The organism is Cronobacter sp. HA18006 (assembly GCF_011605445.1).
Classification (GTDB): Bacteria; Pseudomonadota; Gammaproteobacteria; order Enterobacterales; family Enterobacteriaceae; genus Cronobacter; species Cronobacter sakazakii.
In genome coordinates this window covers 117688-131586 of sequence record NZ_JAANQB010000023.1, presented here as the reverse complement: position 1 = coordinate 131586, position 13899 = coordinate 117688, and the positions used below count along the sequence as shown (strand labels likewise).

General features: G+C 55.6%; 9 protein-coding genes. 6 read left to right on the top strand and 3 right to left on the bottom strand.

All coding sequences use genetic code 11. The features are described from left to right. Positions 1-34: 34 nt before the first annotated feature. Positions 35-1357 carry a xylose isomerase gene (xylA, locus tag G9X48_RS16975; protein WP_004387593.1) on the bottom strand — a complete coding sequence of 441 codons (1323 nt, stop codon included), beginning with the start codon at positions 1355-1357 and terminating at the stop codon, positions 35-37. Positions 1358-1739: 382 nt separating this feature from the next. Between xylA and xylF the strand changes: the two genes are divergently transcribed. The 4 genes from xylF (at position 1740) to xylR (ending at position 6786) form a co-directional block, all read left to right on the top strand. After that, positions 1740-2732: a D-xylose ABC transporter substrate-binding protein gene (xylF, locus tag G9X48_RS16970; RefSeq protein WP_097641536.1), complete on the top strand. Its 993-nt coding sequence runs from the start codon at positions 1740-1742 to the stop codon at positions 2730-2732. 67 nt (positions 2733-2799) lie between these two features. Then, positions 2800-4341, top strand: a complete 1542-nt coding sequence (locus tag G9X48_RS16965) for a xylose ABC transporter ATP-binding protein (RefSeq protein ID WP_054625526.1) — start codon at positions 2800-2802, stop codon at positions 4339-4341. Beyond that, positions 4319-5509, top strand: coding sequence for a xylose ABC transporter permease XylH (gene xylH, locus G9X48_RS16960; protein WP_004387590.1), 1191 nt, complete (start codon positions 4319-4321; stop codon positions 5507-5509). The genes G9X48_RS16965 and xylH overlap by 23 nt, the downstream gene beginning before the upstream one ends. Positions 5510-5607: 98 nt before the next feature. After that, positions 5608-6786, top strand: coding sequence for a D-xylose utilization transcriptional activator XylR (xylR, locus tag G9X48_RS16955; protein ID WP_097641537.1), 1179 nt, complete (start codon positions 5608-5610; stop codon positions 6784-6786). A 144-nt stretch (positions 6787-6930) separates the two neighbouring features. Here xylR and G9X48_RS16950 read toward each other — a convergent pair whose 3' ends face one another. Continuing rightward, a complete protein-coding gene (locus G9X48_RS16950) occupies positions 6931-7755 on the bottom strand; it encodes a protein bax (protein WP_071601437.1) in 825 nt (274 codons plus the stop codon). 313 nt (positions 7756-8068) lie between these two features. Between G9X48_RS16950 and G9X48_RS16945 the strand changes: the two genes are divergently transcribed. After that, on the top strand, positions 8069-10099 hold the full coding sequence (locus tag G9X48_RS16945; protein WP_097641538.1) for an alpha-amylase: 2031 nt from the start codon (positions 8069-8071) through the stop codon (positions 10097-10099). A 173-nt stretch (positions 10100-10272) separates the two neighbouring features. Continuing rightward, a complete protein-coding gene (gene avtA, locus G9X48_RS16940; RefSeq protein WP_097641539.1) occupies positions 10273-11529 on the top strand; it encodes a valine--pyruvate transaminase in 1257 nt (418 codons plus the stop codon). 45 nt (positions 11530-11574) lie between these two features. Here the strand turns inward: avtA and yicI are convergent, their stop codons facing one another. Continuing rightward, entirely contained in the window at positions 11575-13899 is a 2325-nt protein-coding gene (gene yicI / locus G9X48_RS16935; protein ID WP_097641540.1) for an alpha-xylosidase, read from the bottom strand.

Below are 13899 nucleotides of genomic sequence, written 5' to 3'. Positions count from 1 at the left end.
TGCAGGACGCCGCCCGAAGGCGGCGCAACGCGTTTTACTTATCAAACAGATAATAATTCACCAGGTTTTCCAGCTGTTCCTGATGTCCGCTCTGATGCTGCGGTGCCAGATTATGCTGCTCAGCGTATTGCGCCAGTTCAGCCAGTGTCATCTGCCCTTTCAGGATCTGCTGACCAAGCTCACCGTTCCAGCCGGCATAACGGCGGGCGACGCGTTTATCCAGTTCGCCCTCTTCGAGCATTTTCGCCGCGACTTTCAGCGACAGCGCCATCGTATCCATCGCGCCGATATGACCATAGAACAGGTCATATTTATCGGTGCTCTGACGGCGCACTTTGGCGTCAAAATTCAGCCCACCGGTCGTGAAGCCGCCCGCTTTGAGGATTTCATACATCACCAGGGCGTTCTCTTCGACACTGTTCGGGAACTGGTCGGTATCCCAGCCGAGCTGCGGGTCACCGCGGTTCGCATCTACCGAACCGAACAGACCGAGCGCAATGGCGCTGGCAATCTCATGGTGGAAAGAGTGGCCCGCAAGCGTGGCGTGGTTGGCCTCGATGTTAAGCTTAATCTCTTTCTCAAGGCCGAACTGTTTCAGGAAGCCATACACGGTTGCCGCGTCGTAGTCGTACTGATGTTTGGTCGGTTCCTGCGGTTTTGGCTCGATAAGCAGCGTACCGCGAAAACCGGTTTTATGTTTATGCTCAACCACCATCTGCATAAAGCGACCAAGCTGTTCACGCTCCTGGCGCAGATCGGTGTTGAGCAGCGTTTCGTAGCCTTCACGTCCGCCCCACAGCACATAGTTTTCACCGCCCAGCTGATGGGTCGCGTTCATGGCGGTGACCACCTGCGCGGCCGCCCAGGAGAAGACTTCCGGATCAGGGTTGGTGGCGGCGCCTGCGCCGTAGCGCGGGTGGGTAAAGCAGTTGGCGGTGCCCCACAGCAGCTTCACGCCGCTCTCTTGTTGCTTCTGCGCCAGCACTTCTACCATCTGGGCGAAGTTGTTCAGGTACTCCTTCAGCGACGCGCCTTCCGGCGATACGTCAACGTCATGGAAGCAGTAGTAAGGCACGTTGAGCTTGTGGAAAAACTCAAAGGCCACGTCGGCTTTGCGTTTCGCGAGGCTCAGCGCATCGCCTGCTTGCTGCCACGGGCGTTCAAACGCGCCAACACCAAACATATCCGAGCCGTTCCAGCAGAACGTGTGCCAGTAGCAGGCAGCGAAACGCAGATGGTCTTCCATACGCTTGCCGGCAACCAACTCGTCAGGATTGTAATGGCGGAATGCCAGGGGATTCGTGGTTTTCGGGCCTTCATAACGCACACGTTCAAGTTGGTCGAAATAAGTCGGCATAATTAACTCCGTAATCAGGGCTGTTCCAGCGAGAATAAATTAATCCTGGAATTTACTTTCCCTTTGCTCAATTACGTTATTTCACACTGCGATTAAGAGAATGCACAAATGTGCGCTGGCTCGCAAAAACCAAGTTAGTTCCTTTCAATATTGCATTGCGCGATAAATTCCATTTTATTTGTGAAAGCTTTGGATTTAACATTAGAAATCCGATCGGCGTCATAAAATCAGAAATAAACAAAAAAACGTAACCCGAAGATTAAAATCTGTAATTGATCGCCAGCCTTTCCGCGCTAAAAATTCCTGCGTCCGTAAGTATGAATGTCCGTTTCGTCCCCGATGAATTAAGCCCATTCGTAACACTGGAACAGGTATAAAAATCATGAAAATAAAGCAGCTTATTCTTACCCTGTGCGCGTCGCTGGTGTTGACCAGCTTCAGCGGCATCGCAAAAGACGTCAAAATTGGCATGGCGATCGACGACCTACGCCTTGAGCGCTGGCAGAAAGATCGCGACATTTTCGTCAGCAAAGCAGAGTCACTGGGTGCCAAAGTGTTTGTGCAGTCGGCGAACGGTAATGAAGAAACCCAAATGTCGCAGATTGAAAACATGATCAACCGCGGCGTTGATGTGCTGGTCATTATTCCCTACAACGGGCAGGTATTAAGTAACGTTGTTGCCGAGGCAAAGCGAGAAGGAATTAAAGTGCTGGCGTATGATCGTATGATCAATAATGCCGATATCGATTTCTATATTTCTTTCGATAATGAGAAAGTAGGCGAACTCCAGGCGCAAAGCCTGGTCTATAAGGTGCCGCAAGGGAATTATTTCCTGATGGGCGGCTCGCCGGTTGATAATAATGCTCGCCTGTTCCGTGATGGCCAGATGAAAGTTCTTAAGCCATTTATTGATAGCGGGAAAATAAAAGTCGTCGGCGATCAGTGGGTAGATGGCTGGCTACCGGAAAATGCGCTGAAAATTATGGAAAACGCGCTGACCGCGAACAATAACAAAATCGATGCTGTCGTCGCTTCTAACGACGCGACCGCAGGTGGTGCTATTCAGGCGCTGAGCGCGCAAGGGCTTGCCGGAAAAGTGGCTATTTCTGGTCAGGATGCCGACCTTGCCGGAATCAAGCGCATCATCGCTGGCACACAGACCATGACGGTTTATAAACCGATTACGCAGCTTGCTAATACGGCCGCCGAAGTCGCGGTGGAGCTTGGCAACGATAAACAACCGAAATCTGACGCCACCCTCAATAATGGGCTGAAAGAAGTGCCTGCGCGCCTGTTAACCCCCATCAAGGTGGATAAATCCAATATTGAATCCACCGTCATTAAAGACGGCTTCCATAAGAAGAGCGAACTGTAATCCCACGGCGTTTGCGGTGCGCCGTAAACGCCAGTGACGCCCTCCGACCAGTGCAGGCGGACTTGTTATGCCTTATTTACTCGAAATGAAAAATATCACCAAAGCCTTCGGCGCCGTTAAAGCGGTCGATAACGTGTCGCTCGCGCTGGCACCAGGCGAGGTGATGTCGCTGTGCGGTGAAAACGGCTCCGGCAAATCAACGCTGATGAAAGTGCTGTGCGGGATCTACCCCTGGGGCAGCTATGAAGGCGAAATCACATTTGCCGGTGAGCCGCTCAAGCCAGCCCATATTCGTGATACCGAGCGCAAAGGGATAGCGATTATTCACCAGGAACTGGCGCTGGTAAAAAATCTGACGGTGCTGGAGAACATCTTCCTTGGTGCGGAAATCACGCGCCACGGCGTGCTGGATTACGACGCCATGACGGTGCGCTGCGAAAAACTGCTGGCGCAGGTGAGCCTGTTTGTTTCTCCGCATACCCGAACGGGCGATCTCGGCCTTGGCCAGCAGCAACTGGTGGAGATCGCGAAAGCACTGAATAAACAGGTGCGTCTGCTGGTGCTGGATGAGCCTACGGCATCACTCACCGAGCAGGAGACTGCGCTGTTGCTGGATATCATTCGCGATCTTCAGCAGCACGATATCGCCTGCATTTACATCTCCCACAAACTAAACGAAGTAAAAGCGATATCCGACACCATTTGCGTCATCAGGGATGGCAAACCGGTCGGCTCACGCCCGGCCGCGCAAATGAGTGAAGAGGAGATCATCGCCATGATGGTAGGCCGCGAACTGACAGCCCTCTACCCGAGCGAGCCTCATACGCCTGGTGATGAAATCCTGCGAGTGGAAAACCTGACGGCCTGGCACCCGGTGAACCGCCATATCAAGCGCGTCAGCGATCTCTCATTTTCGCTGCGTCGTGGTGAAATTCTTGGCATTGCGGGGCTGGTCGGTGCCGGGCGTACCGAGGCGATGCAGTGCCTGTTCGGCGTCTGGCCTGGGCGCTGGCAGGGCGACATTTTTATCGACGGCAAGCCGGTGTCGCTTCGCAACTGCCAACAGGCCATCGCCCACGGGATCGCGATGGTGCCGGAGGATCGCAAAAAAGATGGCATTGTGCCGGTGATGGCGGTTGGGCAGAACATTACGCTCGCCGCCCTGGATGAGTTCAGCGGGCCGCTCAGTGCGCTGGATGCAGCGGCGGAACAGCAGTGCATTCTGGATTCGCTACAGCGCCTGAAAGTGAAAACCGCGTCGCCGATGCTGGCGATAGGCCGCCTGAGCGGCGGCAATCAGCAAAAAGCGATTCTCGCGCGCTGCCTGCTGCTTAATCCACGCATTCTTATCCTCGATGAACCGACGCGCGGCATTGATATCGGTGCCAAATATGAAATCTACAAACTCATTCACCAGCTGGTGCAGCAGGGTATCGCCGTCATTGTTATCTCATCGGAACTGCCGGAAGTGCTCGGTCTGAGCGACCGGGTACTGGTGATGCATGAAGGCCGACTAAAAGCCAATCTCGTTAACCGCCATCTCACACAAGAACAGGTGATGGAAGCCGCCCTGAGGAGCGATCGCCATGTCGAAAAGCAATCCGTCTGAAATTAAGCTGGCCGCGCCGTCAGCCACTTCGCCGGTCTCGTTCGGCGCACTGAATAAAATCAACGTTCAGGTCTTTGTGATGATCGCGGCCATCGTGGTCATTATGCTGTTCTTCACTTTCATGACCGATGGCGCGTACCTGAGCGCCCGTAATATCTCAAACCTGCTGCGCCAGACCGCGATTACCGGCATTCTGGCGGTCGGGATGGTCTTCGTTATTATTTCCGCAGAAATCGATCTTTCTGTCGGTTCAATGATGGGTCTGCTGGGCGGAGCAGCGGCGATTTTTGATGTCTGGCTGGGCTGGCCGCTGCCGCTGACGATTGTCGTCACGTTACTGCTGGGCCTGCTGCTGGGCGCATGGAACGGCTGGTGGGTCGCTTACCGCAAAGTCCCGTCGTTTATTGTCACCCTGGCGGGAATGCTCGCGTTTCGCGGCGTGCTGATAGGCATCACCAACGGCACGACGGTGTCGCCGACAAGCCCAGCGATGTCGCAGATTGGCCAGAGCTATCTGCCGGGCGGCGTCGGCTTTGCCATCGGCGCGCTCGGGCTGGCGCTGTTTATTTTCTGGCAGTGGCGCGGTCGGATGCGCCGCCAGGCGCTCGGGCTGACCTCAACGCCTTCCAGTGCCGTTGTCAGCAAGCAGGCGCTGACGGCGGTGATTGTGCTGGGTGCCATCTGGCTGCTGAATGATTATCGCGGCGTGCCCACACCAGTACTCATCCTCACGTTCCTTCTGCTGGCAGGCATGTTTATGGCGCTCCATACGGCGTTTGGTCGCCGCATATACGCCATCGGCGGCAACATCGACGCCGCACGGCTTTCCGGTATTAACGTGGAGCGTACTAAACTTGCGGTGTTTGCGATAAACGGTGTGATGGTCGCGATTGCCGGCCTGATTTTAAGCTCGCGCCTCGGGGCCGGGTCACCTTCGGCCGGGAATATCGCCGAACTCGACGCCATCGCCGCCTGCGTTATCGGTGGCACCAGCCTTGCGGGCGGCGTCGGGAGCGTCGCGGGCGCGGTGATGGGCGCATTTATTATGGCGTCACTTGATAACGGCATGAGCATGATGGACGTGCCCACCTTCTGGCAATACATCGTCAAAGGGGCCATTTTGCTGCTGGCAGTCTGGATGGATTCCGCGACGCGCCGACGCGCATAAACATAACCTGCAATGGATCACATTGCAGGTGCGCGGTTATCCTGCCTCGCGGGATATGTGTTATTCAAACAACAGGTTCAAGGCCGGATACTGACACTATGTTTGAAAAGCGTCATCGCATTACGCTGCTGTTCAATGCCAACAAAGCTTATGACCGTCAGGTGGTTGAAGGCGTTGGTGAGTACCTGCAGGCTTCACAATCAGAGTGGGACATCTTCATGGAAGAGGATTTCCGCACCCGGATTGAAAATATCAAAGAGTGGCTGGGCGATGGGGTGATTGCCGATTTTGACGACCCGGAAATTGAGCAGTTGCTAAAAGATGTGCAAGTGCCGATTGTCGGCGTCGGCGGCTCTTATCACCGGCCCGAGCACTACCCGCCAGTGCACTACATCGCGACAGACAACTATGCGCTGGTCGAAAGCGCGTTTTTACATCTCAAAGAGAAAGGCGTGCACCGTTTCGCCTTCTATGGGCTTCCCTCATCCAGCGGCAAGCGCTGGGCCGCCGAGCGCGAGCATGCCTTTAGCGAACTGGTCGCGCGTGAAAAATACCGCGGCGTGATCTATCAGGGGCTGGAGACCGCGCCGGAGAACTGGCAACACGCCCAGAACCGGCTTTCTGACTGGCTCCAGACGTTGCCGCCGCAGACCGGCATTATCGCCGTGACGGATGCCCGTGCCCGCCATCTGCTTCAGGTATGCGAGCATTTACATATTCCGGTACCGGAGAAACTGTGCGTTATCGGTATTGATAACGAAGAGCTGACCCGCTATCTCTCCCGGGTGGCGCTCTCTTCTGTGGCGCAAGGCACGCGCCAGATGGGGTATCAGGCCGCGAAACTGCTGCATCGTCTGCTGGATAATGAAAACCTGCCGCTCCAGCGTGTGCTGGTGCCGCCTGCCCGTGTAGTGGAGCGGCGTTCTACCGATTACCGCTCGCTGCACGATCCCGCCGTCATTCAGGCGATGCACTACATTCGCAATCACGCCTGTAAAGGGATCAAAGTCGAACAGGTGCTGGATGCGGTCGGGATTTCCCGTTCTAACCTGGAGAAGCGCTTTAAAGAAGAAGTCGGCGAAACTATTCATGCCGTGATCCATGCGGAGAAGCTGGAAAAAGCGCGCAGCCTTTTGATTTCTACCTCGTTGAGCATTAACGAAATTTCTCAGATGTGCGGCTATCCGTCGCTGCAATATTTCTATTCGGTATTCAGGAAAGAGTATGACACCACGCCGAAGGAGTATCGCGACAGATTCAGCGAGGTGATGATATAGCGTGCGCTGCAGTTTAACGTAAAAATGTTAAGCGGTGCTTATGCTAACATTCGTTAATAGTGTCTGGATACAACGCTGCGCAAAGCAATAAAAAACGTCTTCCGAAGAAGACGTTTTTTGTGCCTGATTCATCAGAGCCGTTAATTAATTGGTTGCCAGCAGGTGCTGATTATCCTGATACATGGCAAACAGATAATTGTTATAGCTTTTCCCTTTGGTGGAATAGCCTTTCAGCTTATGGATCATATTACTGGCCGTCACTTCCTGATCCGCTTTACGCAGTTGCAGACGCGATTTACGGAAAGAGGCATAAGCCGGGTGCGTATTCAGATTCACCGCATACGCATTAACGGATTCTTTAACAGAGTTAAAGTGAGAATACCCTTTCACTTTGCCTGGTTCGTTATTACAACGCTTGCTGGCGCATTTCATGCCAAACAAGTTGTTGTTATTACGGGCAAGTTTTGAGGTTCCCCAGCCGCTTTCCGCCGCCGCCATGGTCGCGACCATGCTGGCAGGAATAATATCGACACGTTCAAACAGCGTATTCCACGGTACGCGGCGCGTGTTGCCATTCCATTTTACCTTATAGCGCTTCGCGATATCTTTCAGGCGCGCGCGTTCAGCAGGCGACCACTGGGCGTCATACTGCTTTGAGATAAGCCAGTTACGCTCAGCGGAAATAGCCGCATTCTGGCTGGTAATGTAAGGCATGACGGTCCGGAGAAACGCTTTTTTCCGTGGTGTTCCGGAAGGGTATTTTCGCAAATCAGGCAGTGAACCACTTATTACACTATTGCGAGAATACTCTTTTTTACTGCTTGCCAGTTTTTTACCGCTTGTCTTTGTAACGTGTACTGTGTGGCTCTTTTTCGTTGTGTGCTGCGTTGCCAGCACTTCACCCGAAAATGCCAGGGTGGCTAACATACACAACGCCGCCCCTAATCGTCGAATTGAAGTCGATATCATCAGGTCTCCTGGTCGGATTTAAGCATTCCAACACCTTATTATTTAATTGGATTTAAGAAAGTAATCTTAAATCCTATCAAAAATACCGTTTTGGATCATCTAAAGAAATAAGTCGATTCTGAATTCGCGGCGCTTGCAGGCAGTTTAACTAGCTGAAAATAAACATTAAAAAATGCCATTTTTAGCATTTAATGCTGGCGTTGAAACGACGCGGCTCAGCCTCCCGTTTCCTCCCCTTTCACTGCCGCTTAAGGATGAGGAATTCCTTATATCGCCATGCGACACTGAACAAAAATCGCACAGGATGCATATAATGAACCTCTCCCCTCTCGCACTACTGCTGCTGCCGGGCATCGCGCTCGCACAGTGGTCCGCTCCAGACCTGCCTGCGTTTCAGGAAAAAACCCCCGGCGTGTTTATAAGCCAGGGGCCGCTGGCGAAAGGCGCGCAGCCGCTGCGCCTGATGATGGGCAATGCCTGCTGGCAACCTGCCGGGCCTGTCAAACTGAATCAGATGCTCTCACTGACGCCGTGCGTTGACCCGGCCCCCGAATGGCGACGCTTTCGCGACGGCAATTACAAGGTGCAGATAGACACGCGATCCGGCACGCCGACCCTGATGTTAAGCGTCGAGCAGGAAGCGCAAAAGGCGGTCGCGGAAGTGACACGCCAGTGCCCGAAATGGGACGGCAAACCGCTCACGGTCTCCGTAAAAGAAACGTTCCCGGAAGGCAGCGTGGTGCGGGACTTCTACAGTGGCAATACCGCCACGGTCACGCAGGGGCAAATCACGCTGACACCCGCGCCCGGCAGCAACGGGCTTCTGCTGCTGGAGCGCGCAGAATCCCCTTCGCAGGCCGCGTTCAACTGGCATAACGCCACCGTCTATTTCGTCCTGACCGATCGCTTTGTGAACAGCGACCCGACCAATGACAACAGCTATGGCCGCCATAAAGATGGCATGCAGGAGATCGGCACGTTTCACGGCGGCGATCTCAAAGGGCTGACCAGCAAGCTGGATTATCTGCAAACGCTCGGCGTCAACGCGCTATGGATAAGCTCGCCGCTGGAGCAGATCCACGGCTGGGTTGGCGGCGGCACCAAAGGCGATTTTCCCCATTATGCTTACCACGGGTACTACCCGCAGGACTGGACGAAGCTGGATGCCAACATGGGTACGCCGGACGACTTACGCCATCTGGTCGATGAAGCGCACCGACGCGGCATTCGTGTTTTATTCGACGTGGTGATGAACCACACGGGCTACGCCACGCTCGCCGATATGCAGCAATTCCAGTTTGGCGCGCTCTACCTCAAAGGTGACGAGCTGAAAAAGACGCTTGGTGAAAACTGGACCGACTGGCGCCCTGGCGCAGGCCAGAACTGGCACAGCTTCAATGACTATATTAATTTCAGCGACAAAGCGGCCTGGGAAAAATGGTGGGGTAAAACGTGGATCCGCACGGATATCGGCGACTACGACAGCCCCGGTTTTGACGATCTCACGCTCTCGCTCACCTTTTTACCGGACCTGAAAACAGAATCGACACAGCCCTCCGGCCTGCCAAACTTTTACCAGCACAAGCCGGATACCGCGGCACAGCTTATCGACGGTGCCACCCCACGCGATTACCTGACACGCTGGCTCAGCCAGTGGGTGCGCGATTACGGTATTGACGGTTTCCGCGTGGATACGGCAAAACATGTTGAACTGGCCGCCTGGCAACAGCTGAAAAACGAGGCCAGCGCGGCGCTCGTCGAATGGAAAGCCAAAAACCCGGATAAAAAGCTTGATGACGCGCCGTTCTGGATGACCGGCGAGGCCTGGGGTCACGGCGTGATGCAGAGCGATTACTACCGCCACGGCTTCGATGCGATGATTAACTTCGATTATCAGGAGCAGGCCGCGAAAGCCGCCGACTGCTTCGCGAATATCGATATGGTCTGGCAGCAGATGGCGGAAAAACTCCAGGGGTTCAATGCGCTGAGCTACCTGTCCTCGCACGATACCCGGCTGTTTCGCGAAGGCGGGCCGCGGGCGGCAGAATTACTTTTGCTCACACCCGGCGCGGTACAAATTTTTTACGGCGACGAAAGTGAGCGGCCTTTCGGGCCAACCGGTTCCGATCCACTCCAGGGCACACGATCCGATATGAACTGGCAGGATCTCAACGGCAAAAGCGCGGCGACGCTCGCGCACTGGCAAAAGCTCGGGCAGTTTCGCGCGCGTCACCCGGCCATCGGCGGCGGCAAGCAGACGACGCTGTCACTGAAACAGGGCTATGGGTTTATCCGCCAGCAGGGTGACGATACCGTTATGGTCGTCTGGGCTGGCCAGCAGTAATCACCAGGCGGCGTGTCTTCGGGCGTGCCGCCTCGTTATCCAGCATATAATGCTGCGTGCTGTCAGCATCGAAACATTTTGCATCAGAAAAGCACCCGCCCGCCGATTTGCACCCGCCATCCTGTAGCGCTATGGTTAGCCTCTTTTTAAAAGAATGCGACAGACAGACCGCTATGACGTTTTCACTTTTCGGCGACAAATTTACCCGCCATGCAGGCATTACGCGCCTCATGGAAGATCTCAACGACGGATTACGCACCCCCGGCGCTATTATGCTGGGCGGCGGAAACCCGGCGCAAATCCCGGCGATGAACCACTATTTCCAGGAACTGCTGGCATCGATGCTTGAAAGCGGCAAAGTGACTGATGCGCTTTGCAATTATGATGGCCCGCGCGGAAAAAGTGAGCTCCTGGTAGCCCTGGCGGGCATGTTGCGAAAAGAGTTTGGCTGGGATGTCGAACCACAGAATATTGCGCTGACAAATGGCAGTCAGAGCGCATTTTTCTACTTGTTTAATCTGTTTGCCGGCCGCCAGGCGGATGGCACGTCGAAAAAAGTGCTGTTCCCGCTGGCGCCTGAATACATCGGCTATGCGGATTCCGGGCTTGAGGAAGACTTGTTCGTCTCCGCGCGTCCCAATATCGAACTGCTGCCGGAAGGACAGTTTAAATATCACGTCGATTTCGAGCACCTACATATCGGCCCGGAAACCGGCATAATCTGCGTATCGCGCCCAACCAACCCGACCGGCAACGTGATCACCGACGACGAGCTGATTAAGCTCGACGCGCTCGCCAACCAGCACAACATTCCGCTGGTGATCGATAACGCTTACGGCCTGCCCTTCCCGGGCATTATCTTTAGCGAGGCGCGCCCGCTCTGGAACCCGAATATCATTCTGTGCATGAGCCTCTCCAAGCTCGGCCTGCCGGGCAGCCGCTGCGGCATTATCATTGGCAATGAAAAAGTCATCTCAGCCATCAGCAACATGAACGGGATAATCAGCCTGGCACCGGGCGGCATCGGGCCTGCGATGGCCTGCGAGATGATTAAGCGCAACGATCTGCTGCGTCTGTCTCAGGAAGTAATCAAGCCTTTCTACCAGCAGCGCGTGCAGGAGACGATCGCCATCATTCGCCGTTATCTGTCGCCGGAGCGCTGCCTCATTCACAAGCCTGAAGGCGCGATTTTCCTGTGGCTCTGGTTTAAAGATTTGCCGATTACCACCGAGCTGCTCTATCAGCGCCTGAAAAAACGCGGCGTGCTGATGGTGCCGGGCGATTTCTTCTTCCCGGGGCTGGATAAGCCGTGGCCGCACACCCACCAGTGCATGCGCATGAATTATGTGCCGGAGCCGGAGAAAATCGAGGCGGGCGTGAAAATCCTGGCGGAAGAGATTGAGCGCGCCTGGCAGGAAGCGGGCCAGTAACGCAGCCTTAGAGAAAACGCCGCCTGCGGGCGGCGTTTTTGTTTCTCAGAGCGTGATGATAAACGCTCGCGCCTCACGCTCCGGCGTCACCACAATACCCCATTCGCTGCCCACGCTGTTACCGCCATTAACGCTCGTAACCTGCTGAATATTACGCAGGCAGAGTGTCCAGCCGGTCGCATGACCGCGCCCTTCGACCGTAATCCGCTTGCCCTCGCGCTTCGCGCACAGCGTAAACACCGTCTCGCCATTCGCGGCAGGCACTTCGCAGCGCGCTGCAGCACCGTCCGCCAGGTTAAACAACTGGAACGCCGTGCCCTCATGCCACGGGTAATCGGGCTTCTGTTCGTTATTACCCAGTGCCAGCAGCGTATTGTCGCGCACATACACCGGCAGGCTCAGGAAATCGTGACGCTGTTTATGCCAGCCGCCGCCGTCCAGCTCATCGTTATGCCACAGATGCGTCCAGCGCCCTGGCGGCAGATAAAACGCCACGTCGCCCGCCTCGCTGAAAACCGGCGCGACCAGCACGCTATCGCCGAGCATATACTGGCGGTCAAGATAATCGCAGGCAGGGTCGTCCGGAAACTCCAGCATCATGGCACGCATGACTGGCGTGCCGCACTCGTGCGCTGACACCGACTGGCGATACAGATAAGGCATCAGCCGGCACTTCAGTTGTGTAAAGTGGCGCACCACATCGCAGGCTTCGTCGTCATACGCCCACGGCACGCGGTACGATTTGCTGCCATGCAGGCGGCTATGGCTGGAGAGCAGCCCAAACGCGCACCAGCGTTTATAGACATGCGCGGGCGCGGTGTTTTCGAATCCGCCGATGTCATGACTCCAGAAGCCGAAGCCGGAAAGGCCAATGGAGAGGCCGCCGCGCAGGCTTTCCGCCATTGATTCATAGTTGGCGTAACAGTCGCCGCCCCAGTGCACCGGGAACTGCTGCGCGCCGACGGACGCCGAGCGGGCAAACAGCACCGCGTCTTGCTCGCCCACGGTGTCTTTCAGCACATTCCAGACCAGCTCGTTATAAATGAAGGCATAGTGATTGTGCATTTTTTGCGGATCAGCGCCGCTATGCCACACCACATCGGTGGGTATGCGCTCGCCGAAATCGGTTTTGAAGCAGTCAACGCCCATCCCGACCAGCCGTTTCAGGTGGCCTGCGTACCAGTCACACGCTGCCGGGTTGGTGAAATCAACAATCCCCTGCCCTGGCTGCCATTTGTCCCACTGCCAAACGGCACCATCAGGCCGCTTCAGCAGGTAGCCCTTCTCCATGCCTTTGCGAAACAGCGGTGATTTCTGGCCAATGTAAGGATTTATCCAGACGCAGATTTTCAGGTCGCGCGCCTTCAGGCGTTTAAGCATGCCTTCAGGGTCCGGGAATGTCGCCGGGTCCCACTCGAAATCGCACCACTGGAAGGCTTTCATCCAGAAGCAGTCGAAGTGAAAGACATGCAGCGGCAGTTCGCGCTCCGCCATGCCGTCGATAAACCGGTTCACGGTCTCTTCGTCATAATTAGTGGTAAACGAGGTGGTCAGCCACAGCCCGAACGACCAGGCGGGCGGCAGCGCCGGACGCCCCGTAAAGCGGGTATAACGGTCCAGCACCGCTTTTGGCGTCGGCCCGTCGATAACGAAATATTCCAGATATTCACCCGCCACGCTGAACTGCACTTTCGAGACTTTCTCCGAGGCGACTTCAAAAGAGACGCACTCCGGGTGGTTCACCAGCACGCCATAACCGCGGTTGGTCAGGTAAAAGGGAATATTTTTATAGGCCTGCTCTGTGCTGGTGCCGCCGTCGCGGTTCCAGGTTTCCACCGTCTGGCCGTTTTTCACCAGGGCGGTAAACCGCTCGCCGAGCCCATAAACCGTTTCGCCGACGCCGAGATCCAGCCGCTCGAACATGTAGCTGCCGCCGGTGTTCCTATCCTGCACATAGCCGTTGTTCTTCACCTGGCTGCCGGTAATGCGCTCGCCGTCACGCAGAAAATCAAGCGCCCAGTTTTCGCCTTTGGTCACCCGCACGCTGAGCGCGCCGCTTTGCAGCTCGGCGTAGCAGTCCGTGTCACATAGCTCAACAGGCACCTGCGCTTGCGCATTGAGCGGATAACGCGGGCCGTGGTCCGGCACGCCCTGAAAATGTTCGATACGCACGCCGATGACTCCCTCCTGCGGCGAGAAAAAGCGCAGGGTAAAAAGCGGGGTATCGAGCTGTCCGGCGCGTTCGCGCACGTCGCGCGGCGCGGCATAAACCACCATTTCGCCGTCGCGCTGCTCAACATCGAATACCTGAACGGGATGCAGCAGGCTTAAACCCGGCTGAATCAGCCAGTTTCCGTCACTGATTTTCAT